General features: G+C 41.6%; 18 protein-coding genes. 11 read left to right on the top strand and 7 right to left on the bottom strand.

The annotated features are described in order from the left end of the window. Positions 1-303: 303 nt before the first annotated feature. Positions 304-1440, top strand: coding sequence for an acyl-CoA dehydrogenase (locus B2107_RS13875; protein ID WP_293956246.1), 1137 nt, complete (start codon positions 304-306; stop codon positions 1438-1440). Between the two features lie 180 nt (positions 1441-1620). On the opposite strand, the gene B2107_RS13870 is transcribed toward B2107_RS13875, so the two are convergent. The 4 genes from B2107_RS13870 to uvrB form a co-directional block, all read right to left on the bottom strand. Continuing rightward, positions 1621-2028, bottom strand: a complete 408-nt coding sequence (locus B2107_RS13870) for a hypothetical protein (RefSeq protein ID WP_293956245.1) — start codon at positions 2026-2028, stop codon at positions 1621-1623. 12 nt (positions 2029-2040) lie between these two features. Further along, positions 2041-3291 (bottom strand): glutamate-5-semialdehyde dehydrogenase, encoded by a 1251-nt coding sequence (locus B2107_RS13865; RefSeq protein ID WP_293956244.1) that lies wholly within the window; start codon positions 3289-3291, stop codon positions 2041-2043. Further along, on the bottom strand, positions 3288-4319 hold the full coding sequence (gene proB, locus B2107_RS13860; RefSeq protein WP_293956243.1) for a glutamate 5-kinase: 1032 nt from the start codon (positions 4317-4319) through the stop codon (positions 3288-3290). The genes B2107_RS13865 and proB overlap by 4 nt, the downstream gene beginning before the upstream one ends. Before the next feature lie 148 nt (positions 4320-4467). Continuing rightward, the gene (gene uvrB / locus B2107_RS13855; protein ID WP_293956242.1) at positions 4468-6501 is read right to left on the bottom strand and encodes an excinuclease ABC subunit UvrB; all 2034 of its coding nucleotides are present in this window, start codon (positions 6499-6501) and stop codon (positions 4468-4470) included. Positions 6502-6787: 286 nt separating this feature from the next. Between uvrB and upp the strand changes: the two genes are divergently transcribed. The 8 genes from upp (at position 6788) to B2107_RS13815 (ending at position 15489) form a co-directional block, all read left to right on the top strand. Beyond that, positions 6788-7435, top strand: coding sequence for a uracil phosphoribosyltransferase (gene upp / locus B2107_RS13850; RefSeq protein ID WP_293956241.1), 648 nt, complete (start codon positions 6788-6790; stop codon positions 7433-7435). 104 nt (positions 7436-7539) lie between these two features. Beyond that, positions 7540-8013, top strand: a complete 474-nt coding sequence (locus B2107_RS13845; protein WP_046672303.1) for a ribonuclease H-like YkuK family protein — start codon at positions 7540-7542, stop codon at positions 8011-8013. A gap of 74 nt (positions 8014-8087) precedes the next feature. Further along, positions 8088-8690, top strand: coding sequence for a nicotinamide riboside transporter PnuC (gene pnuC, locus B2107_RS13840; protein WP_293956240.1), 603 nt, complete (start codon positions 8088-8090; stop codon positions 8688-8690). A gap of 23 nt (positions 8691-8713) precedes the next feature. Next, positions 8714-9247, top strand: a complete 534-nt coding sequence (locus B2107_RS13835; protein WP_293956239.1) for an ATP-binding protein — start codon at positions 8714-8716, stop codon at positions 9245-9247. Between the two features lie 144 nt (positions 9248-9391). Continuing rightward, positions 9392-9802, top strand: a complete 411-nt coding sequence (locus B2107_RS13830) for a BrxA/BrxB family bacilliredoxin (RefSeq protein WP_209578750.1) — start codon at positions 9392-9394, stop codon at positions 9800-9802. Positions 9803-10161: 359 nt separating this feature from the next. Continuing rightward, on the top strand, positions 10162-11727 hold the full coding sequence (locus tag B2107_RS13825; protein WP_293956238.1) for an amidohydrolase: 1566 nt from the start codon (positions 10162-10164) through the stop codon (positions 11725-11727). 196 nt (positions 11728-11923) lie between these two features. Next, on the top strand, positions 11924-12829 hold the full coding sequence (locus B2107_RS13820; protein ID WP_293956237.1) for a GLPGLI family protein: 906 nt from the start codon (positions 11924-11926) through the stop codon (positions 12827-12829). Next, complete coding sequence (locus tag B2107_RS13815) at positions 12829-15489, top strand: hypothetical protein (RefSeq protein ID WP_293956236.1); 2661 nt, start codon at positions 12829-12831, stop codon at positions 15487-15489. Before B2107_RS13820 ends, B2107_RS13815 begins: the two co-directional genes overlap by 1 nt. A 130-nt stretch (positions 15490-15619) precedes the next feature. Here the strand turns inward: B2107_RS13815 and lipA are convergent, their stop codons facing one another. Then, positions 15620-16501 (bottom strand): lipoyl synthase, encoded by an 882-nt coding sequence (lipA, locus tag B2107_RS13810; protein WP_293956235.1) that lies wholly within the window; start codon positions 16499-16501, stop codon positions 15620-15622. Positions 16502-16650: 149 nt separating this feature from the next. On the opposite strand from lipA, the gene B2107_RS13805 reads away from it, so the two are divergent. Both B2107_RS13805 and carB read left to right on the top strand, forming a co-directional pair. Next, positions 16651-18909 carry a beta-N-acetylhexosaminidase gene (locus B2107_RS13805; RefSeq protein WP_293956234.1) on the top strand — a complete coding sequence of 753 codons (2259 nt, stop codon included), beginning with the start codon at positions 16651-16653 and terminating at the stop codon, positions 18907-18909. A 263-nt stretch (positions 18910-19172) separates the two neighbouring features. Continuing rightward, a complete protein-coding gene (carB, locus tag B2107_RS13800; protein WP_293956233.1) occupies positions 19173-21992 on the top strand; it encodes a carbamoyl-phosphate synthase large subunit in 2820 nt (939 codons plus the stop codon). Between the two features lie 44 nt (positions 21993-22036). On the opposite strand, the gene B2107_RS13795 is transcribed toward carB, so the two are convergent. Both B2107_RS13795 and B2107_RS13790 read right to left on the bottom strand, forming a co-directional pair. Then, positions 22037-23053: a formylglycine-generating enzyme family protein gene (locus B2107_RS13795; RefSeq protein WP_293956232.1), complete on the bottom strand. Its 1017-nt coding sequence runs from the start codon at positions 23051-23053 to the stop codon at positions 22037-22039. 89 nt (positions 23054-23142) lie between these two features. Then, a complete protein-coding gene (locus B2107_RS13790) occupies positions 23143-24549 on the bottom strand; it encodes a Gfo/Idh/MocA family protein (protein WP_293956231.1) in 1407 nt (468 codons plus the stop codon). Positions 24550-25110: the final 561 nt, after the last annotated feature.

Below are 25110 nucleotides of genomic sequence, written 5' to 3'. Positions count from 1 at the left end.
ACTTATCCACCGTGCAACTAAGAAGTATCTTTTTATCTGCGGCTTGAAATGTTCTGAACGGATGATGTGCACTCAAAATCTGTGAAAATTCTACGATCTCATTATCCCCTCGGGTTAGCCCGAAAGGATAAAAAAGTTATTCGCCTAATTACTATGCTTGCATAATATATATTTGTATATTTGGGTATAGCTTTACATTAAGCTTCTAAATTGATGATGTGCTGGAAAAAACTTTTTGACAGCAAACCGTATTAGATAACTAGTTATCGGTTTGGTAACTGATAAACCAAAAATAGGAATACCATGAATTTTGAATTAAGCGAAGAACATAAAATGATCCGCGACGCAGCGCGGGAATTCGCCCAGGAACTAAAGGCTGGGGCAATAGAACGCGATGAATCCGCTAAATTTCCCACTGATTTTGTCAAACAGATGGGCGAACTTGGATTTATGGGTATCATGACCCCCGAAGCTTATGGTGGGGCGGGCATGGATACGTTGGCCTATGTTCTTGTTCTCGAAGAAATTGCCAAAATTGATGCCTCTGCGGCCGTTATTGTCTCCGCTCACAATTCCCTTGTATTATATGGACTTCATGCTTTCGGGACGGAAGAACAAAAACAAAAATACCTGGTTCCACTAGCAAAGGGGGAGAAATTGGGTGCATTTGCGCTATCCGAACCCGAAGCCGGGTCTGACGCCTCGTCACAACATACAACTGCAGAAGATAAAGGCGATCATTATCTACTAAATGGCACAAAAAACTGGATCACGAATGGGGGGCACGCCGACATCTATCTTGTCATTGCACAGACACACCCTGAAAAAGGGCATAAAGGAATCAATGTTTTAATCGTTGAAAAAGGACTGCCTGGATTTACCATTGGCCCGAAAGAAAACAAATTGGGCATCCGCAGTTCAGATACGCACTCACTCCTATTTTCCGATGTTCAGGTTCCCAAAGAAAATCGTATTGGAGAGGATGGCTTCGGATTTAAATTTGCGATGAAAACCCTCGATGGCGGTCGTATTGGCATCGCAGCACAGGCCTTAGGAATAGCTGCTGGTGCCTATGACCTTGCTTTGGCGTACTCAAAAGAGCGAAAGACCTTTGGAAAGCCGATTTCGGACCATCAGGCCATACAGTTTAAATTGGCCGATATGGAGGTCGAGATCGAGGCCGCTAGGCTTTTGACATATAAAGCAGCCTGGACTAAAGATAAGGGACTTCCCTACGGTAAAGAAGCAGCAATGGCCAAATTACATGCGTCTGAAGTTGCCATGAAACACACGGTAGAAGCTGTACAGATCCACGGTGGCTATGGGTACGTAAAAGAATATCATGTTGAAAGGCTAATGCGTGATGCAAAAATCACGCAAATCTATGAGGGAACCTCTGAGATACAACGCCTGGTGATCGCCCGAGAGATCTTGCGGTAGCATTCCCTTAAAACAATGGCTGCAGTTGATGTACTGTCAGCCATTGTGTAAGCATACTCACTTCCAGTTTAATAACTGACAGCTCCTGTTTATTTTCTCTGCTAAGCGCAGTATCGTTCATATTACAACTCGAAGTTTCTATAGCAATTCAATAATAAACTTAGCAGACACTTCGCTACCCTAGTTTATAGTTTTCAATTTATCATCAATCATGGCTAAATACTGGTAATCCTGAAAGGCAAAGCTCGCCGTTTCAGCCATGGCTAGATTCAAAATTAACTTTGCTTTACGAAGCAGATTTTCCTGGCTGCCATCTCTGGCATTGAGACCGTCAAACAACAGGGTCAGCGCAAGTGGATGTAATTGTTGCGCATCCAGGTCATTTTTTGCATAAGTTGTGAGCTCATCTTCGGAAATACTCAAATAAAAACTCCGATCCCTTTCAAAAAACTTCTGATAAGCTTCGGCAAACTGGGCCGGATCTTCTGGTTCAGCAAAAGCATCGTAACCGTCAATCCATATCCGCAGAAACTTCCCAATGTCCTCCACCCAGCGTACCATCAAATCTCTTTTAAAACTTATTCCCATCGTATAGATCTATTATCGAATCTGACCGTTCCCACGGACAATCCATTTCTCTGTAACCAACTTTTCCAATGCAAAGGGTCCCCGTGCATGTAATTTTTGAGTAGAAATTCCTATTTCAGCCCCAAGTCCAAATTCTCCGCCATCTGTAAAACGTGTCGACGCATTGGCATACACCGCAGCGGCATCCACTGTATTTAAAAACTGTTCAATATGAAGTTCATTGGAAGAGACGATGCACTCCGAATGTTTGGAAGAATATGTTCCAATATGTTCCAGCGCTTCATCCAAACCGGCAACGGTTTTTACCGAACATTTCAAATCTAAAAATTCCCTTCCAAAATCCGCCGCTTCTGCTCGCTTTAAATTTGAAAAATTTTCATGTTTTAGTACCTGATAGGCAGTCGCGTCAGCAAAAACTTCAACTTGGGCCTCTTCGAGATACGGAGCCAGTTTAACTAAAAATTCCGTTACAACATCCTTATCGACCAAAACTGTATCCAAGGAGTTACAGACAGAAGGTCTAGAAATTTTAGCATTTGCGACAATCCTCGCTGCCATATCCAAATCTGCGGTACAGTCGACATACGTATGGCATACTCCTGCCCCTGTCTCAATCACAGGTACCTTGGCATTTTCCCGCACAAAATTGATCAATGACTGCGACCCACGCGGGATGATAATATCCACATATTGGGTAGCTTCCAATAATTCCGAAACATGCTTCCTATCCACAGGCAACAGTTGCACAATAGTTGTTGCAATACCATGCTGTTCCAAGATATCATGGATGACTTTCAAAAGCACTTCATTGGTATGTAATGCATCGGAACCACCCCGCAATAAGCAAACATTGCCCGACTGAATACATAAAGCAGCGACATCTATCGTCACATTAGGCCGCGATTCATAGATCACACCAACAACGCCAAGCGGAACCGTGATCTTTTCTATTTCTAATCCATTGGGTAATTGCTTTTTCAATAATAACTGATCTGTTGGGTCTGCCAACTGTGCTATCTGCTTGACACTGTCGGCCAAACCTTTTAGGCGATCACCATTGAGCAAGAGACGGTCTTTTTTAGGATCTTCATCAGACATGCGGTCCAAATCACTTTTATTGGCCTGTAATATAACCGACTCCTGTTCGACAAGCGCATCTGCAATAGCATTTAAAAGCGTTATTTTGGTTTCAGATGCTAGCTTCTGCAATACATTTTTAGCATTGGCTGCTGCCTGAAGTTGTTTTATAATGGATTCACTCATAACAAGACGATATCATTTGCGTGTGCAATTTCTATATTTTTTTTACTGGACTGAGATAAAGCGGACGAATCCATTTTCGCCCGGGCAACGGCCACAGTTAAGCCGTCTAGATTGACAATATTTAACACTTCTCCCTTTTCAAAATGCTCGACGATGCGAGTAACACCGACGGCCAGTAGACTTTTGTGCTTTAATAACGCTTCCTCTGCTCCGCGGTCAACCATCAATTCTCCTTTAATTAAACTCCCGCTCGCAAGCCACTTCTTACGGGATGATATTTTTTTGCTTTCAGGTAGACACAAGGTACCAGTCTCATGTTTCACTGCTTTCTGGATGGCATCCTCAGTTTGCATGCTAAAAATTACTACAGCAATCCCCATCTGATTGGCCAATCGGGCAAAATTCAATTTCGAGGTCATTCCACCCAATCCAACGGACGACTTATCTTTTCTCGCTAAGCCTAAGATATCCCGATCAATAGTTTCGATTTGTGGTATAATTTTATTGTTTGCATCCAACACGCCGGGTACGGAAGTGCTGAACAGCAATTTTTCAGCCCCAAAACCAACGGCAATTAATGTAGCCAGTTCATCATTATCTGAAAATTTCAGTTCCTTATTACTCACCACATCATTTTCATTGGCGATGGGAATAACGTTGTTCCGCCACAATTCCTCGTAGGTATTTTTCAATTGCAGAAATTGATCCCGGTTTGAAAAATGATGTCGCTCACATAGACTTTGAGCCAACGAAATTTTAAACGGTCTGAAGTAGGTTGAATACGTATTAATCAATATGGGGTTACCGATGGCGGCAGCGGCTTTCCGTTGCGATAATGTCCCCGTATAACTGGGGAGAAACCGTTTACCAGCCGCTACAGCACCCGAAGAGACCAAGACAATATTGTATTTCTTTTGTAAGGAAGCAATTTGCCTAGCGATCTCCAAAACAATACGTTCATCAACTTCTCCCTCTTTCGTGGTAATAGAAGCCGATCCAAATTTGACAACAAGAATTGGCTTTTTCATTTTTTAGTACGCTTTAGTTTAGATTTGAGCACTAATTTACTGAGAAGAATTTGATTTACGCAAAATATGTTAACAATTGAACAAGATATTTTACACAAAAAAAACTACTTCGCCCACAAAAAATAGGCATCTGAAAACAAAAGCTCCTTTAAAAGGAGAACCGTTCCTCATAAAGTTTTTCGAGCGAGAACATCTCATCACGGTATTTGGCAGCTTCCAAGAAATCCATTTCTTTCGCGGCTTTATCCATTTTTTTACGCACATTATCGATCGCTTTTTTCAGATCCTTCTCACTGAGATACTGCATGACAGGATCAGCTGCAACAGCCTGCGATGGATCCGGTTCGACATAGATTTTAGGTTCAATACCGGAGAAATCGGCTACAGAAGTCTGTTCTAAGATCTCCTCTCTTGTTTTGCCCACAGTACGCGGTGTAATGCCATGCTCCTGGTTATATTTCATCTGCTTGTCTCGGCGACGATTGGTTTCATCGATCGTCACACGCATACTGTCGGTTATTTTATCGGCATACATGACAACCCGTCCTTTATCATTCCGGGCGGCACGACCGATTGTCTGGATAAGCGATCGTTCAGAACGCAAAAAACCTTCTTTATCTGCATCGAGAATAGCAACGAGTGTGACCTCGGGTAAATCAAGTCCCTCACGCAGTAAGTTTACGCCGACCAAGATATCAAATTCACCTAATCGAAGGCCGCGTAAGATTTCAACCCGCTCCAAGGTTTTAATTTCCGAATGTATATAACGAACTTTTAAGTTCAGCTTGGTCATATATTTGGAAAGTTCTTCTGCCATACGTTTCGTCAATGTAGTTGCCAGCACACGCCCACCTTCTTTGATGGTCTTATCCACCTCTTCCAAGAAATCATCGACCTGATTGATTGCTGGCCTCACTTCAATAATCGGATCTAGAAGCCCCGTAGGACGAATCACCTGTTCAACCACCACACCTTCTGTCTGTTGCAGTTCATAATCACCAGGGGTAGCTGATACATAAATTGTCTGGTTTGTCAAAGATTCAAACTCCGGAAAGTTTAAGGGTCTGTTATCCAAAGCCGCAGGCAATCTAAATCCATGTTCCACTAAGGAGACTTTTCGTGATCGGTCGCCACCATACATGGCACGCAATTGAGGTAAGGTCACATGGCTTTCATCAATGACCAATAGATAATCCTCCGGAAAATAATCCAGCAAACAGAAAGGACGCATTCCTGGCTGCCTACCGTCGAAAAAGCGGGAATAATTTTCTATTCCGGAGCAATAACCCAGCTCCCGCATCATCTCCAAATCATAATTGACACGCTCCTCCAAACGCTTTGCTTCGAGCATTAAGCCCTCACCTTCCAGTTGGGTTTTGCGCTGCATCAGTTCATCTTGAATAGCCCAAATCGATTCTTTAAATTTTTCCTTCGGCGTAACGAAAAGATTTGCCGGAAAAAGGGCTAAATCCTCCATTTTATGGAGCGTTTTACCAGATACCGGATCTATCTCACTCAATTCATCAATTTCATCCCCAAAGAAGGACACACGAATTGCAAAATCCAGATACGCTGGATAAATATCCACAGTATCTCCTTTAACGCGAAAGGTACCCCGTTTAAACTCTGTAGTTGTGCGTGAATATAAAATTTCTACTAATTTATGCAGAAAAGCATTTCTCGTAATCGTCATCCCTACGCCGAATCGAAAGATAGAACGGGAGAAATCCTCTGGATTTCCCATACCATAGATACAAGACACAGAAGAAACCACAACGACATCACGACGCCCCGACATCAAAGCGGAGGTGGTGGCCAAGCGCAACTTTTCAATTTCTTCATTAATTGCCAAATCCTTCTCGATGTAAGTGTTGGTAGAAGCAATAAAAGCTTCGGGCTGATAATAATCGTAATAGGATACAAAATAGTTGACTGAATTATGTGGGAAGAACTGCTTGAATTCACCATACAATTGAGCCGCCAATGTTTTATTATGGCTTAAAATCAATGTTGGCTTTTGCGTTTCCTGAATCACATTGGCCACCGTAAAGGTCTTCCCTGATCCCGTCACCCCCAAAAGCGTTTGATATTGCTCTGCCTGCTCTACTCCAGCAACCAATTGCCGAATGGCTTCTGGCTGATCGCCGGTCGGCTTATACTCTGATGTCAATTCAAATTTCATATACTTCCTATTTCTTAAACAAAACTATCTCGGCCTTTTCCAGCAAACATTGCACCAGTAATAGTTTGAGCGGCAAGCACAAAACTGTTCTTTTTAAACCGATGATTTTTAAATCTGCAAACAGGACGTTTTTTCGAGATGCGATCCAGGCCAAATCCAGCAGTGTTGCAAAACAAATTTACTAAAAATTTTACCATTTTAGCGCAAACGATAATAATCCCGCAGATGTTATTACTTTCAATTGATTATTTATTATCTTTAGCTTCACTGAACTAGCACACACGTCATGGTTACTATTCTATCTACCCAAAATAGCATTGCAAATCATTTTATCGCCGAGTTGAGAGATATTCATATTCAACAGGATCGCATGCGTTTCCGCCGGAATTTGGAACGATTGGGTGAAATTTTCGCTTATGAGATCAGCAAAACGATGACCTATACGCCCATTGAAGTTGAAACTCCGCTGGGTGTGGCCAAAACTCAACTCCTGATGGAACAACCCGTACTGGCTACGATTTTGAGAGCAGGCCTTCCTTTTCATCAAGGACTATTAAATGTATTTGACCGCGCCGACAATACGTTTATTGCCGCCTATCGACATACCAAAAAAAGCGGCGAGTTTGAGATCCACAAGGAATATGTAAATACCCCCAATTTAGACAACCGCACCGTGATTGTAGTGGACCCCATGCTGGCAACAGGAAAAAGTCTCGTGTTATGCTGCAGGGATCTCTTGGCCGAATATGACATCAAGGAATTGCACATTGTTGCGGCCATCGCTTCCGAAGAAGGAATAAATCATGTGCAGGCTTTCATTCCAACAGCGCATATTTGGGTAGGCGATGTCGATCACGAGCTGACCTCCAAAGCCTATATTGTACCGGGCCTCGGCGACGCTGGAGATTTGGCCTATGGTGCAAAACACCACTAATGTGGATAAATTATTTAAAATTAAATTAACACTTAGCTCATTGAAATTCAGTAAATTTATGTCAATGATGAAGTTGAATTTAGTTATATCTAATTTATATCGCTATGAGATGGCAAAAATACAATGGCGAATCCATTCGCTCCACAATTTTCGATGCTGTTGAAGAAGTCATAAAACGCGAAGACGCCCTCGGGAATAAGCTCAAAGTTTATATCGGCACCGATTCCCAAGTCAAGCGGGGCATCATCGACTTCGCAACAGTCATCGTCTTTCTCCGGGAACATAAAGGGGGATTTATGTTTATCCAACGGGACAAAAGGCACCACCGAATGAGCATTAAAGAGCGGATGCTGCTCGAAGTGCAAAAATCCATCGACATAGCCTATCAACTCTGCCCCCTTCTCGAAAAACACAAAGTGGACCTCGAAGTCCACGCCGACATCAACACCAATCCAAATTTCCAGTCAAACGTCGCTCTAAAAGAAGCCATGGGCTATATTATGGGTATGGGATTTGTCTTTAAGGCCAAGCCGGAGTCTTTTGCCAGTACCAACTGTGCCAATAAACAGGTTCAATAATCGACTATTGGATAAACAATTACTGACTATTGGCTGGACTTTGTATATTTAGGGTGTAATTTTTAATGCACCACATGCAGGATTTTTTTCAGCAGATTGCACGTCAATTTGCCCAGACCTCTTGGCTCGAATGGTTAGGTACACTGACAGGCTTTCTTTGTGTTTATTTGGCCGCTAAGCAAAATATATGGAATTGGCCGATTAGTATCATCAGCGTGGCGTCCTATGCTATTCTGTTTTATGATGCCAAACTATACGGAGATACTGTATTGCAATTCTACTTTTTGTCTACTGCTGTTTATGGCTGGTATTATTGGATAAAACGGAAAGAGGAAAAAAAGAAACCCATCGTCAAAGCCAGCAAGGGGCAGTTGCTCCTTTGCTTACTCGCAATCCTCTTCCTAACCCTGTCAATCGGTTACCTTCTCGATAGCAAGACTAATTCCGATGTTCCTTATATTGACGCTTTCTGCACGTCCGTAAGTTTTGTTGCTCAATTTCTGATGACACGCAAAGTGCTTCAAAACTGGCTCTTATGGGTATTTGTTGATATTTGTTATATCCCGCTCTATATCCACAAAGACCTTATGCTGACCGCAGTACTCTACCTTGTTTTCACGCTCATCGCTTGGAATGGCTATCGCGATTGGCAGAAAACCTATAAAAATTTTGCGTAATATTGCCTATCAAAACGATCGATGTGGGAAAAGATTTCATAAAAATTGCCGTTGTTGGCCCCGAGTCCACCGGAAAATCAACGATGGCACAATTTCTTGCCAAGGAATTTCAGACAGTATGCGTGCCCGAATATTCACGTTATTATTGCCAAAGCCTCAACAATAAATACACCTTACAGGACGAAGTCAATATGTTTTATGGACAGGTCGCCTTGGAGGAAGCGCTGATCCCTTTAGCACAAGGACAGCTCCTCATCTGTGACACGACCTTCCTTACCGTAAAAATCTGGTCTGATTATTTATTCGGCCATACTCCAGCGGAAGTGACCCATAAAATTCAACAACATCGCTATGATATATATTTACTTATGGATATCGATCTTCCCTGGCAGGACGATCCACTACGGGATTTTCCCGAACAGCGTGAACATTTCATGGGGATCTGGAAAAGTGAATTAACAGCTCTTCGTGCACCATATCGCATTGTGTCGGGGCTCGGTGAGCAACGCCTTGAAAATGGACTTCATGCGGTAAAAGATTTTCTGACATTGATTTGAGACAAGTGTCTTGACGAAGCTGCCTTTTACAGCTATATTTGTACAAATGAAGTAGAACTTATGGAGCCTGATCCGATCTGGTCAGGGATAAAAAGTTTATCATTCACAATTGAAATAGAATATTAACATTTTACTTAAGAAATAATGTATCCAGAATATTTAGTAGCTCCAATGCGTCAAGAATTAGTTGATGCGGGATTCGAAGAATTAAAAACACCTGAAGCAGTTGATCAGGCTATCGCATCAGAAGGAACTGTTTTTGTGGTTGTAAACTCTGTTTGTGGTTGCGCTGCAGCAAATGCACGTCCTGCTGCAAAAGCCGCTGTAAAAAACGAAAAACACCCAGCAAAATTGGTGACTGTTTTCGCAGGTATGGAAACGGATGCAGTAAACACTGCACGTAACTACATGTTGCCTTACCCTCCATCTTCACCAGCAATGGCTTTATTTAAAGACGGGAAATTGGTACACATGATTGAAAGACATATGATTGAAGGTCGCCCGGCACAAATGATTGCTGACAATTTAGTTGCAGCATTTGACGAGTACTGTTAATCACGTATTTTGATTTTTGAATTAAAAAGGCTGTCCAAGTTATTTGGATAGCCTTTTTTGTCTATTGGATAATTCGTATTTTCATTACTTTTCCTGCACGTCCCCTTTCAAAACTTTACAGATGGTCTCCTGTCCGAACTTTCAGCGGCAACTCAGCATAGGCGCCTCACGTAAAGCAATTCGATCAGCTAAAGCAACTCGATCAGCCAAAACCTCAAGTCCGCATATCCAGCAGACCTAGCCCCAAGTCTAGTTTCAGTTTATTAAAAGCTTTTTCCTATTTTTAGGTTATGAAAACCTTCCCAATAATCATTTTTTTATTCTGCTTGACGATCATATCATGTTCACCGCAAACGAAAGTGGACCTTATTGTTTATCATGCGCAAGTATATACTGTAGATTCGGCTTTTAGTACAGCACATGCTTTTGCTGTCAAAGATGGTAAGTTTATTGCCATTGGTTCCGATGAAGAAATACAGCGAAAATACAAAGCAATAGAAAAAATTGATGCACAGGGGAAGGCCATTTATCCGGGATTCTACGATGCCCATGCGCATTTATTTGACGAAGCCGAACTAATGGATCAAGTTGACCTAAACGGCGCCGATTCTTTCGAGGAGGTTATTCAACGTGTCAAAAGCTATCAACAAAAAAACCCGGGCAAAACTTGGCTGATCGGTGGTGGCTGGGACCAAAATTGCTGGAAAGATAAAACTTTCCCAACCAAGGACCTACTCGACAAAGCTTTCCCTGATATCCCCGTTTACCTCATACGTGTAGATTATCATGCGGCGGTTGCGAACTCCAAAGCACTCGAATGGGCAAAATTAACAAGTATCCCCATCATTCGCGGTGGTGTGGTCGGCGGGACTAATAATACTCCCAATGGTCTCTTGATCGACAATGCAATGGATCTTGTCAATAAGACAATTCCGGTTCCGAGTGAAAAAGAATATCTAAGAATGCTCAAGCGGACGCAAGACTCCCTCCTTTCCGTTGGTCTTACCTCCATTGTTGACGCAGGTTTATCAAAAGAAAGACTCGATCTGCTCAAGAAATACTATCGGGAAGGGCAGTTGAAAATTAGAGATTATGCCATGATCCTAGGCAATCCTCAAAATATAAAGTCATTTATCGATCAGGGTTTCTATGAAACAGACCGTTTCGAGATCAAAGGATTTAAACTGCTTGCCGATGGCGCATTGGGATCCCGTGGTGCCTGCCTCCTCGCGCATTACCATGATGCCCCTACACATGGTTTTTTACTTCATAGCCCTCAAGAATACGAAGCAATGATCAAACAGATTGCCGAAAGTAAATTTCAGGCAAATACCCATGCCATAGGCGATTCGGCCAATCGTATTATCTTAGATATTTATGGCAAATACCTCCACAATAATGGCGATCGTCGATGGCGAATCGAGCACGCTCAAATTATATCGCCTGCAGATTTTGATAAGTTTCGAAAGTATCAAATCATACCATCTGTACAACCCACACATGCAACCTCCGATATGTACTGGGCCAAAGATCGACTCGGTGAAGAACGCATGAAAGGCGCTTACGCTTATAAGCATCTGTTGAAAGAATATGGAAAACTCGCTTTGGGGAGTGATTTTCCGGTCGAACATTTCAATCCCTTATATGGTTTCCACGCAGCAGTAGCCCGCGTCGACAAAAAAGGATATCCTAGCGACGGATTTCAGATCCAAGACGCGATAAGCCGTGAAGACGCTTTGAAAGGAATGACAATCTGGGCGGCATACTCCTGTTTTCAGGAGAAAAAAAGAGGAAGTATCGAAGTAGGAAAAGATGCCGATTTTGTTATCCTCGAAAAGGATATCTTGAAAATCCCGAATGAGCAACTGCGAAATGTAAAAACAGAACGGACAGTAATTGCAGGTGAGACTGTGTTTAAAAGATAACAATAGCGCATATGCCTAAATATGTCTACTAAGCTTATATTACTACCCATACAACATAGTTAACAAAAAAAATCGCTAACAAATCAAACATTTCTTCACCTGCAGCAACCTCCTCTAGGGAGGATTACAAGGAAAAGTTTGAATAAATTTTAATGATTACGAATATTTCGTATATTTACGATATAAACATACATTTATGAAATATTCATTACCACTCCTATTATCCTTAGCGACGCAGCTGTTATTTGCACAAGAGCGTACTCCAGCAATCGCTAAAGTACATTACGAATTCAAGCATATAAATGATAGCACCCAACGGGATCAATTTATACGCGATGAAACAGTCGTTTACCTGAATCAACAGGCCAGCTACTACACGTCATATTCGTCCAAGCGCATGCAAGATGAGGTCAAAAAACAAATGGAGGGCCCCAGTTTCGACGGTACACTAAACATTACTACGCGCTCGACACCATCGAGCTCCTCCTATTTATTAGACGCCAATCAAAACAAAATGACCGAAGTGGTCAGCGTTGCCAGTGACAATTTTGCCATTCCACAAGCTTACCCTACTCAAGATTGGGAAATACTGGGTGACCGCAAAGAAATTGGTGGCTACAATTGCCAGAACGCAAAAACAACATTCAAAGGCCGAACCTATATCGCCTGGTTTACAACCGAACTGCCGTTTCCCTATGGTCCGTGGAAACTCCATGGTCTTCCTGGCCTAATTCTGGATGCCCGTGACACAAAAAATGAGGTGATTTTTGCTTACGCCGGATTCGACAAAATTGAGGATGGCAAAACATCGGTGGCCCTGCCGCAAAACGCCATCGTCAGTACTGCAGAAGAGGTAAAAAAAGTTCAGGAAGCCTTTAAGGCCAATCCACAAGCTTATATGCAAGCCCAATCGGGAAAAAACAGAACCATCAGTGTAGGTTCATCGGGAAGTATGGTTGCAGTTAGATCCAGTTCCGGCACCGGAGGAGGCTCCCCTGCTGGTGCTTTGGATCCGTCAAAAATAAAGAGTTTCAATATTTCAAGAGACGATAAGTACAAACCTTCAAAAGTTACCAACAATCCGATAGAGCTGACGCCTTAATGAAAGTATTTTTATGTTTATTTATAGTCGTTTTGCTTGGGCAAATAACCTTTGCCCAGCAAACGATTAGTGGAACGGTCCAAGTGGATAAGACGCAACATCCCGTACCCTTTGCCAGTGTCAACATCCTTTCAGACAACAAAATCATCGCTTTCAAACCGACAGATAAAGAAGGGCGTTTTACAATTACATTAACAAAGGACTATGCAAGCCTCTACCTGCAGATCAATCACCTTACTTACGAAAAATTTGAACTCAAACTTGGCACGCAGACATCCAATCTTCGGATACCCCTCGTACCAAAAACCAATCTACTACAAGATGTCATTGTAAAGAGCAAACCTAAAGTAAGCCGTTCAAATGATACGATCTCCTACGACGTCGGATCTTTTGCCAAAGAAGAGGATCGAAATATAGGCGACGTAATCAAACGTCTTCCGGGTATGGAAGTTACCGAATCGGGTCTTATTAAATACCAGGACAAAACCGTTTCTAAACTTTACATTGACGGTGACGATCTATTGGAAAATCGCTATGGTGTAGGTACACGGACAATCCCGCATAAAATGGTAAAGGACATTCAGGTACTCGACAATCACGAACATTATAAAGTCCTTAAAAATAAAAGATTTACAGACGACGTCGCCATAAATCTCGTTATCAAAGAGGAAGCAAAGCTAAAACTCACTGGGCAGGCCAAAATTGGCGTCGGTACGCCCAATCTCTATGATCCTGAATTGAACTCAATCCTATTCAACAAAAAAGTTAAGATGTTGAATGTCCTCCGCGGTAATAATACCGGCAATGATCTTTCCGGAGATATCATCGGCGCCAATCAGTCCTCTTTACTGGCCAAGTTTGGCAGCTCGCCCATCAACAATCTCCTGGCGACGAGCACAACAGGCAGTCCAAATATTCCTAAAAACAACTATTATTTCAACAATACAGGTTCGCTAAACACCAATAACCTATATAACCTTAAAAATCACTGGCAGCTAAAATCAAATATTCAGGTTTTATACGACAACGATAGGCAAAATAATGCCTCAAGCACACAATACCTGCTCGATGATGGCGACGTCTATTTTAATGAGCAAAATCAGCTGAAAACAGCGCGATGGCTTGGCGCAGCCAGACTTTCGGCATCCACCAATACGGAAAAGAAATATGCGAGTAATGCCTTGTCATTTGAGTATGAAAAAAAAGATATAACAGCATTGTTGGCAAACTCCTCAGGCCAGATCGAGCAGTTCCAAAAACACCACATCAAGGGATTCAGCAACTTGTTTAGCTATATACCCCAACTTAAAAACAATGACATTATTGCAATCAACTGGTCTTTAAATTATGGTAATAAACCACAGACTTTACAGATCTATCCCGGTGTTTTTCCAGAAATACTCAACGATAGCATTACCTATAAAAGTAGCCGCCAGCAAATTGAAATTCCTTCCTTTTTTACGGAGATCAGTACAGGTTATCGCTTCAATAAAGGCAGAATCAAACAATACTATCAAATTGGCTTCAATACAGATCGCCAACACTTCAACTCGCTCCTTACAGTAGAGGATAATGATCAACATATTCGAGCATTGGGCGATAATACCCGTAATGATCTGCATTGGAGCAGGTCCCAAGCATTTATTACTCCTCAATATTCCTGGAAAACAAATCGGTTTGAAACCCAGCTCGACATTCCGGTCACCTATTTATTTACACATTATGAAGACATCAGTCATCAGCTGTCCACGTCCAAAAATTCCGTGCTGATCAATCCTAATTTAAAAGCGAGATGGCAGGTTTCTCAAGAAGACTATCTTCAATTTAACTATCAATTTGCGCAGGACATTGGCAACATAGAAGATATATACCGCGGTGCGGTATTACGGAACTATAGAATGCTTAGCCAAAATAATGCAGCGCTAAATGAATCCAAAAAACATACATTTAATCTCAATTATAATTTAGCCCGTACCCTAAAAGTATTATTTGCAAATGCTGGTATTAGCTATTCAAGATCGCTTTCCAACACGATATTATCTTCCGTTATAAAAAATAACATCACCGAAAATATCTTGGTCAATATGGATAATCTGCAGGAGCGCTGGTCTTCTCAGATCGGGTTCGATAAATACATTTTCCCTCTGGCAAGTACCCTCAAACTAAAAGGAAGCATTTCTTACTTCAAATACAATCAATTGTTAAACAATGCACTAGTACCAATTCGAAGTATGAGCTATCAATTTCAGCCTAGTATAGAAGCTAAAGTCTTTAAATCTTATAACATTTCCTATTCTGGACTATTTAATTGGAGCTGGAGTAAGCAACAGGGCCTGGACAATTTGATTCAGAATAAAACCACCACAATGATGCATAATATAGGCTTTCCGGCTAGCCCCTTCAAAAACGGCTTCATGCGGCTAAACCTACGCAATCTTGCTACCTTTCAAACAAACATGAAGAATGCAAGTTACACATTCTTAGACTTTTTTACGCGCTACAAGGTCAACAAGTGGAAAATGGATGTCGAATTGGAAATGAATAATTTGGCCAATATCAAAAACTACCGTACTTATCTGATGACGGCCAACATGATTTCCCAGCATGAATTTGAACTTCGCGGAAGAACAATTTTACTCCGCACAGTTTTTAACCTTTAAAGCATCAGAGCATCGGAAAAAAACAATTGCGTTCGGCTATTAAAAAAGAAGCCTGAGTAAAAAATCACTCAGGCTTCCTTTTATATCTTGCGAAAAAGTATTCTTCGTTAAAAAACTTTAGAACCGTTTCCTATTGCATATCGAATAGATGTTTCTCAGCATGATAAGAAGAACGAACCAACGGTCCAGACTCCACATACTTGAATCCCATTTCTAAACCAATTTTCTGATATTTCTCAAACTGTGCAGGTGTAATCCATTCGATTACAGGATGGTGTGCTTTTGTAGGCTGTAAATACTGACCCAATGTCAAAATATGCACCCCAACGTTATATAAATCTTGTATTGCCTCGATAACATCTTCCTCAGTTTCACCTAAGCCAAGCATAATGCCTGATTTTGTACGGAGTCCTGCCTCAGAAATGCGACGTAGGCACTCAAGTGAACGATCATATTTGGCTTGAACACGAACTTCTCTTGTCAGACGACGAACCGTTTCCAAGTTGTGTGAAACAACTTCGGGGCGAACTGCGATCACGCGGTCCAAATTATCCCATTGTCCTTTAAAATCTGGCAAAAGTGTTTCCAACGTAGTTTCAGGACTTTCTCTGCGGATAGCGTTGATAGTTTCGGCCCAAATAATTGAACCACCATCCTTTAGATCGTCACGATCTACCGAAGTAATGACACAGTGTTTAACCTGCATCAACTTAACCGAATTTGCCACCCGATTGGGTTCATCCAAATCTACCGCTAGCGGACGGCCAGTTGCTACCGCACAAAACGAACAAGAACGTGTACAGATATTTCCCAAAATCATGAAGGTTGCCGTTCCAGCACCCCAACATTCGCCCATATTCGGACAATTTCCACTCTCACAAATTGTATGTAATTTATGCTCGTCTACAAGACTTCTGACATGTCTATATTCTTTACCAACAGGCAATTTGACACGCAACCAATCAGGCTTGCGCTGTGCAGGAGTTGCCGGAATAACTGGAAGTTCAATCATACAACAAAGTTAAGGATTAAAAATGTAATTTCTAACCGCCAATTTGTTGGTTTTATATCATAAAAAATGACCGATTGTAAGCGGTAATGCAATAATGAAACAAAAATTAAGATATTTGTGTTGGTTATCATTAATCTAATAACAAAACTATGCGACTGAGCCAATCTTTATCCATATTGTTACTTGGGGGTGCCTCCATCTTTGCTGCACAGGCCCAAACCAACTTTGACATTATACCCAAACCTTCGAAAACCATATTGGCTACAGGGACATATACGATTCCTACGCATGCCCCGGTCATTGTTTCAGATGAGTTTCAGCAAGCGGCCCAGCTACTTACTGAACATCCTGCCATTAAAAGTTTAACTGTTGAAGTACTCAAGAAAAATAAAAAAGCCCCAAAAGAAGGCTTTCGCATTATTAAAGCAGTCGATGCAGATAATTTGAGTAAGAGCGCCTATTCCATCCAAATCGATGAGAAAGGTCTCCTACTGAGGGCATGGAATGTACCCCAGGTTATCAATGGGATTTACACACTGGTTCAATTGGGTTATCTACAAGCTGATCCAAGTAAAATAGCCTATGCGACAATAGTCGATGAGCCCCGCTTTGCTTATCGTGGCTTACACCTTGATGTGTCACGCCATTTTATGCCGCTATCTTTTGTCAAAAAGTATATCGACATCATGGCTATTTATAAATTCAATAACTTTCATTGGCATTTAACCGACGGCGCCGGATGGCGGCTCGAAATCAAAAAATATCCTGAATTGACGCAAAAAGCTGCCTGGCGCACGCATACAAGCTGGAAAGATTGGTGGAATAATGGTCGCCAGTATGTAGACAAAGGTACGCCAAATGCCAGCGGTGGTTTCTATACGCAGGAAGAGGCTCGCGAATTGGTCGACTATGCAGCCCGCAAAGGAATCAATGTCATCCCTGAGATAGAAATGCCCGGACATTCGGAAGAAGTATTGGCCGTCTATCCCGAACTCTCGTGTTCAGGAAAACCCTATAGTCAAGGCGAATTCTGTATTGGAAATGAAAAAACCTTTGAGTTCCTAAAAAATGTCTTAGATGAAGTCCTTACAATATTTCCTTCTCAGTACATCCATATCGGCGGTGATGAAGCCGAGAAAAAGCATTGGGAAACCTGCCCAAAAGATCAGGCGCTCATGCAAAAAGAAGGATTAAAATCTGTCGATGAACTGCAAAGTTATGCGATCAAGCAAATGGACGTATACTTGCAGTCCAAAGGAAGGAAACTGATCGGTTGGGACGAAATCCTGGAAGGAGGACTCACTGAGGGAGCAACGGTTATGAGCTGGCGCGGTGAAGATGGCGGCATAAAGGCTGCAAATGCCGGTCACGATGTCATCATGACCCCAGGATCACACCTCTATTTTGATTCTTATCAGACAGACCCTCGTACACAGCCTGAAGCCATCGGCGGCTACCTGACTCTGGAGAAGGTATATTCCTATGATCCAATTCCAGCAGCGATACAAGGAGATAAAGCCAAGCATATTCTTGGTGCACAGGCCAATATATGGACAGAATATGTCCCTACCACTGAGCATCTCGAATATATGGTATTTCCACGGGCGCTGGCATTGGCTGAGGTCAACTGGATCAACAAAGATGTGAAGAACTGGACAGACTTTCAGCGACGCCTACAATCACATTATAAGCTATTACAGGATCTGAACGTTAACTACTATCGTCCTTCCTATAATGTGGCTTATAAGGCAACATACAATGCTGCTAAAAACAACAATAAAATCACGTTAACAACAGAACAGCTTAAAACAGATCAGATTCGATATACGATAGATGGCAGTGAACCTACGATCCAGTCAACACCCTATACGGGGCCATTTGAATTGAGCTCAACAGGACATATCAATGCCGCTTATTTTCAAGATTCGATCAAAATCGGACCTACCCTATCCTTTGCTATTGATATCCACCGTGCCATTGGAAAAAAAGTAACCTACAATTCTCCATGGTCGGGGTATCCGGCACAAAAAGATTCGACCCTAACCAACGGAATCATGGGCGGGCTCTCCTATCATGATGGCCAATGGCAAGGATTCACGAGCCCTATTGATGTTGTTGTCGATATGGAGAGAAGAGAAGAAATACATTTAGTAGCCATGAATTTTATGCAGCTTATTGGACCTGGTGTGTATATGCCCGGAGAAATGGAAGTGCTGCTTTCGGACAATGGCCGTACTTTTAGATCCGTCGGAACGATCAAAAATGACATCTCCGATAAAGAATCAAAATTGACTTTTAAAAGGTTTGAGCTTAAGCTGGACAAAGCACAGCAGGCGCGTTATATAAAAATCAAGGCAAGCAATCCTAAAAAGGGCTTCCTGTTTACCGACGAAATAATCGTTTATTAAACAAAATCAAACACGCTTATCCGAAACGAGTTGGAGCACATGTCACTTATGTTTTTCAACTCGTTTTCCCATTTTAAGCCACACCTTTCTAACAAACCAAATGTTTTTTTTAAATATTCTTAAAATAAATACTAAGTTTTCAAATTTTAAAATGTAACTTTGCACTCCGACAAAGCAGTCGGAATGACCCTTCCCCATGAGCTATTTTTGATTGTCTTTGCTCAGATTTACAATAGGAAATTTAATTTTTTGAACTAGATATAATGCCAAGAAACACTTCCATTAAGTCGGTTTTAATCATCGGATCAGGTCCCATCGTTATCGGTCAAGCTTGTGAATTTGATTATTCTGGATCTCAAGCATCCCTTTCATTGAAAGAAGAAGGTATTGAAGTATCCATCATCAACTCAAACCCTGCAACAATCATGACGGATAAAGTTGTTGCGGACAATGTCTACTTACTTCCATTAACTTGCGAAAGTATTGAAGAGATTTTGCAAAAACACAACATTGACGCTGTACTTCCTACCATGGGTGGCCAAACAGCTTTGAACTTATGTATCGAAGCTTCCAACCTAGGCCTTTGGGAAAAATACAATGTAAAAGTTATTGGTGTTGATGTTGCTGCCATTGAAAAAACTGAAAACCGTGAAGAATTCCGTCAATTAATGGTTGATATCGGTGTGGGCGTTGCAACATCCAAAATTGCGAACTCATTCCTTGAAGGTAAAGAAGCGGCACAAGAAATTGGCTATCCGCTTGTTATACGTCCATCTTATACTCTTGCAGGTACAGGAGGTGGATTTGTTCACAGAAAAGAAGATTTTGACGCAGCCTTAAATAGAGGTTTACATGCTTCACCAACACACGAAGTTTTGGTAGAACAAGCGGTATTAGGCTGGAAAGAATTTGAGTTGGAATTACTTCGTGATACCAACGACAATGTTATCATCATCTGTACCATTGAAAACTTTGATCCAATGGGTATCCACACCGGAGACTCAATCACTGTTGCACCGGGCATGACATTGTCAGACAAATGTTATCAAGATATGCGTAATCAAGCTATTCTGATGATGCGTTCAATTGGTACATTTGCAGGTGGTTGTAACGTTCAGTTCTCTGTAAACCCAGAAAACGAAGAAATTATTGCCATCGAAATCAATCCACGTGTATCACGTTCTTCGGCTTTAGCTTCCAAAGCAACGGGTTATCCTATTGCAAAAATCGCTGCTAAATTGGCGATCGGTTACAACTTGGATGAATTGCAAAATCAGATCACGAAAACAACATCCGCATATTTTGAACCAACATTAGACTATGTGATTGTTAAGATTCCTCGTTTCAACTTCGATAAATTCAAGGGAGCAAACAAGGAATTAGGATTGCAAATGAAAGCAGTAGGTGAAGTCATGGCTATCGGCCGTACATTTATCGAAGCTTTACAGAAAGCATGTCAATCCTTGGAGACTGGCCGCGCTGGTTTAGGTGCCGACGGTCGTCAATGGAGAAACCTTGATGAAATCATGGATAGTCTGGAGCATCCAAGTGGTGACCGCTTGTTCCATATCAAAGATGCTTTCGAATTAGGCGTTCCTTTGGAATCTATCCGTAAGGCAACGCGTATCGACAAATGGTTCTTAGTGCAGATCCAAGAGTTGGTACACCTTGAACAAGAATTACGTCGTTATCAGTTGAACAATATCCCACGCGATTTCTTCATGACCTTAAAACAAAAAGGTTATTCAGATGTACAGATCGCATGGTTACTAGGAAATGTAACAGAGGATCAAGTTTACGACCGTCGTAAGGAGTTAGGCATCAACCGTGTTTACAAAATGGTCGATACTTGTGCCGCAGAATTCCCTGCACAAACACCATACTACTATTCGACATTCGAAGAAGAAAACGAATCCATCTCTTCAGATAGAAAGAAAATCATCGTTTTAGGTTCAGGTCCAAACCGTATCGGTCAGGGTATCGAGTTCGATTACTCCTGTGTACACGGTTTATTGGCGGCTAAAGAATGTGGTTACGAAGCGATTATGGTCAACTGTAATCCGGAGACTGTATCGACAGACTTCAATATGGCTGACAAATTATACTTCGAGCCCGTATTCTGGGAGCATGTACGTGAGATCATCGAATTAGAAAAACCAGAAGGTGTTATCGTTCAGTTGGGTGGACAAACGGCTCTTAAAATGGCTGAGCGTCTAGAGCAACTTGGCGTAAAAATCATCGGTACTTCATTTGAGAATATGGACTTGGCAGAAGACCGTGGCCGTTTCTCCGATCTATTGAAAGAATTGGAAATTCCATATCCAAGATACGGTGTAGCAACTTCAGCAGAAGAAGCATTACAAGTTGCAAACGAAGTCGGCTATCCAGTATTGGTTCGTCCTTCTTACGTATTGGGTGGACAAGGCATGAGCATTGTTATCAACGATGAAGATTTAGAAAAAGCTGTTGTCAACTTGTTGAAAAACCTTCCTGGAAACCATATCCTGATCGACCACTTCTTGGATCGTGCAGAAGAAGCTGAATCAGATTCAATCTGTGATGGTGAAGATGTACACATCATTGGTATGATGGAACATATTGAACCTGCTGGTATCCACTCAGGAGACTCTTCAGCTGTATTGCCTCCATTTGGCCTATCACAAGCTGTTCAGGATAAAATGGAAGAATACTCCATTAAATTAGCAAAAGCATTGAACGTAAGAGGTCTATTAAACATTCAGTTTGCTGTCAAAGGTGAAAATGTATATGTTATCGAGGCTAATCCACGTGCATCACGTACGGTTCCTTTCATCGCTAAAGCTTATGATGTTTCTTACATCAATATTGCAACTAAAGTTATGTTAGGCGCTAATAAGTTGAAAGACTTTACAATCGAACGTAAGCTGAAAGGATTTGCAATTAAAGAACCTGTGTTCTCTTTCAATAAATTCCCGGAGGTAGACAAACAATTAGGTCCTGAGATGAAGTCAACGGGTGAAGCAATTCGCTTTATCAAAGATCTTCAAGATCCTTATTTCAGAGAATTGTACAATCAAAAATCAATGTTTTTGAATGCACAATAAGACATATCAATCAACTAGAAAAGGCTTGCAAATGCAAGCCTTTTCTAGTTGATATCTTTTACACAGCGGAACCCTACATTATTTGTAGGACTGTTGACCTCTCCTTTTCCTCTGCTTCCGGCTTTATACCTTTCGCAATATTGATCATTACAAAGAAATGACCCTCCCCGCTGAACGCGTTTTTCAAGATTTGGTTCCTGCGGATCATAAGAATCTTGTGGTCCTTTGGGGTTAGCCGTTGTACTATGCTGATAATAATCGGGTCTATAAAAATCAGCACACCATTCCCACACATTCCCTTCCATATCGTACAGTCCCAACGCATTTGCCTGAAATGATTTTACAGGCGCAGTCCCCTCAAAACCATCCTCCTTTGAATCTTGTACAGGAAACTTTCCCTGGTAAATATTGGCGGTCCATTTACCATTAGGCTTCAAGTCCTTGCCCCAATAATACAAGTCATCGTTTGCATCTTTACGTCCTCTAGCCGCATATTCCCATTCCGCTTCTGTCGGTAATCGTTTGCCTGCCCATTTCGCGTAAGCTGTAGCATCTTCATAGGCAACCTGGACAACCGGATAATTCATTTTGTCTTTTATCGAGCTATTGGGTCCTTCTGGATGCTGCCAATTTGCACCAGGGACGTACACCCACCACATCAGATAATTATTTAATGAATTCAGTTCCTTGGGTTTGGAGAATACGGCTGAACCAGCGACTAACATTTTAGGATCAACTCCTGGAAAATCTTTCGGATCAAGCTCTCGCTCAGCAACAGTTACATAACCTGTCTCCTTTACGAACTCTGCAAATTGCGCATTTGTGACCTCGTGTTCATCCATATAAAATGAATTTAGTTCAACCTGATGTAAAGGCTTACTATCTTCAAAATTCGAACTTCCCATCAAAAATTTACCCCCTTCGACTAATATCATCTTGTCCGTAGTCTTACTTTTTAACTGAGCAATTTGGGATTTTATCATCCCTGCGCGCGTCGGTATATTTTCCCCAACACAACAGGAAAGTGTATCCTTGGTGGAAAATAACGATAAACAGGTCATTAGGGTTAGATTGAATAACATATAATTAAAGATAAACATAAAAGGGGAACATTAAAAAGTTCCCCTTTTATAATTACTTACACACCGAGCTATACACCCAATTGTATATTTTCATTTTTCGCTGATCTAGAACGGATAGGCGTATTACCACCGCCTTTCAACGTGATTTCTACCGGCATATTATTTTTCCATGCACCCTTTGTGAAATCCGGCACATCAACTGTTTTACAGTTCTTTTCTACAGATTCGAAACTCAATGGCACGATACAGCTCCATGAAGCAGCATCATAAACATCCTGGTCCAAAGGTAATCCATTACGCAAACAGTCAATCAGACGCCAGTCCATCATAAAATCCATCCCACCATGTCCACCTACCTGTTTTGCCTGCTCTCCAATATATTTTACCAATTCTGGTGTGTATTTATCGTACAGTTCTTTTAATTTCTGCTCTGAAATGAATTCATGGCCAAACGCAATATTTTCTGTCGGGTATTTTTGAGCAAAACCTTTCGTACCGCTCAGTGTATGTAATCTGGAGTAAGGTCTGGGAGAAGTAACATCATGCTGCAGCATAATCGTTTTCCCTTTTGCGGTACGGATAAGTGTTGTATTCATATTTCCGCGGTATTTCTTTCCGACAAACTCTTGATAAAAAGAATCTTTGTTGGCTAATTCTTTTGCCTTTTCACCCATCATAAAATCATTGGAAGACATGGCGACAAGATGATTCATTTTATCTCCTCTATTGATATTAAGGCATTGCGCCACAGGTCCCAGTCCATGTGTAGGATATAAGTTTCCATTCAGCTTTATATTCTCTCTCAAGCGCCACATGTTATCATAACCATTTTTTGCAAAATTTAGATCCAATAAATCATGGATATAAGCACCTTCTGCATGGATAAGTTCACCAAACAAGCCTTGACGCACCATGTTCAACGTGAGCATTTCGAAGAAATCATAACAGCAGTTTTCCAACATCATACAATGCTTCTTAGTCGCTTCCGAAGTCTTCACGACCTCCCAGCAATCTTTTATTGTCAATGCTATTGGCACTTCACAAGCCACGTGATTGCCCGCTTTCATTGCAGCAATACTCATGGGGCTATGATAATCCCAAGGGGTACAAATGTATACGAGGTCAAGTTTCTCTTCCTTCAACAAGGATTTCCACCCATCTTCCCCTGAATACGCTTTCGGAGCTGCTAGACCTTTCGATGTAACGATTTTTGTTGCGCGCTCAACCCGATCTGGATGTTTGTCGCAAAGTGCGACAATTTCGCAGCCTTCAATGTACGACAGTCGTTCAACAGCTCCAGGGCCACGCATGCCAAGTCCAATTACGGCTACTCTGACTTTATCAATTTTTGGAGCTGCATAGCCGCACATATTAAACGACTCTGCTGCCGTATTGGCATTGACCAAAGTAGGGAGTGAAACAGCCAGTGACGACAATATTCCGGCCATTTTTAGAAAATCTCTTCTAGAATCCATAATTTAAAGTTCATATAAATTTAAAGGGACCAATTGGTCCCTCTAAAAAATCACCTATTTTAAAACAAACTAAACAGTCAATAGAAAAATCCTTTTGGATTAGATTTATAGTTGGTTCTTATGCAGGAACCTATCTCTATGACAATAATAGGCCACTTTTTTCGAAATAAAAAATGAAATATGAAAGCAATCGTTTGCTCAATTTACACAAACGATTGCTTGATAAGTTATATTTATTTATAAAAGATCCCTTTGTCAACAACTGGATATAGCAATGATAATAGAACATAAAAGAGGATCGTCACGGGACCCAAAACAGGTAAGGATGGGAAAAAGTACACGGTAGATGGATAGCCTCCGCTGGACCAGCCTCAACATCTTTTAGCGGCAGCAGACAAATCGAAGTAATAAAGCAATTATGAAATGTAAACGATTGTCCAATAGTAATGTTGCAGGATAGCGGCGGTTTCGGAGCAGCTGTCGCTGGACCGGGCTCTCCGACGGTCCTGTGCTGCGATAACCATAGTCGGAAGATAGGCAATAGCCTCTACATGGAAATAC

The organism is Sphingobacterium sp. UBA7855 (assembly GCA_002500745.1).
Lineage (GTDB): Bacteria > Bacteroidota > Bacteroidia > Sphingobacteriales > Sphingobacteriaceae > Sphingobacterium.
The sequence above is the reverse complement of the archived record's forward strand: the minus strand, read 5'-3'. Positions and strand labels throughout refer to the sequence as shown.

Coding starts and splice junctions, on each gene's coding strand:
- B2107_RS13875 (WP_293956246.1), top strand. CDS start 304: ATGAATTTTGAATTAAGCGAAGAACATAAAATGATCCGCGACGCAGCG.
- B2107_RS13870 (WP_293956245.1), bottom strand. CDS start 2,028: ATGGGAATAAGTTTTAAAAGAGATTTGATGGTACGCTGGGTGGAGGAC.
- B2107_RS13865 (WP_293956244.1), bottom strand. CDS start 3,291: ATGAGTGAATCCATTATAAAACAACTTCAGGCAGCAGCCAATGCTAAA.
- proB (WP_293956243.1), bottom strand. CDS start 4,319: ATGAAAAAGCCAATTCTTGTTGTCAAATTTGGATCGGCTTCTATTACC.
- uvrB (WP_293956242.1), bottom strand. CDS start 6,501: ATGAAATTTGAATTGACATCAGAGTATAAGCCGACCGGCGATCAGCCA.
- upp (WP_293956241.1), top strand. CDS start 6,788: ATGGTTACTATTCTATCTACCCAAAATAGCATTGCAAATCATTTTATC.
- B2107_RS13845 (WP_046672303.1), top strand. CDS start 7,540: ATGAGATGGCAAAAATACAATGGCGAATCCATTCGCTCCACAATTTTC.
- pnuC (WP_293956240.1), top strand. CDS start 8,088: ATGCAGGATTTTTTTCAGCAGATTGCACGTCAATTTGCCCAGACCTCT.
- B2107_RS13830 (WP_209578750.1), top strand. CDS start 9,392: ATGTATCCAGAATATTTAGTAGCTCCAATGCGTCAAGAATTAGTTGAT.
- B2107_RS13820 (WP_293956237.1), top strand. CDS start 11,924: ATGAAATATTCATTACCACTCCTATTATCCTTAGCGACGCAGCTGTTA.
- B2107_RS13815 (WP_293956236.1), top strand. CDS start 12,829: ATGAAAGTATTTTTATGTTTATTTATAGTCGTTTTGCTTGGGCAAATA.
- lipA (WP_293956235.1), bottom strand. CDS start 16,501: ATGATTGAACTTCCAGTTATTCCGGCAACTCCTGCACAGCGCAAGCCT.
- B2107_RS13805 (WP_293956234.1), top strand. CDS start 16,651: ATGCGACTGAGCCAATCTTTATCCATATTGTTACTTGGGGGTGCCTCC.
- carB (WP_293956233.1), top strand. CDS start 19,173: ATGCCAAGAAACACTTCCATTAAGTCGGTTTTAATCATCGGATCAGGT.
- B2107_RS13795 (WP_293956232.1), bottom strand. CDS start 23,053: ATGACCTGTTTATCGTTATTTTCCACCAAGGATACACTTTCCTGTTGT.
- B2107_RS13790 (WP_293956231.1), bottom strand. CDS start 24,549: ATGGATTCTAGAAGAGATTTTCTAAAAATGGCCGGAATATTGTCGTCA.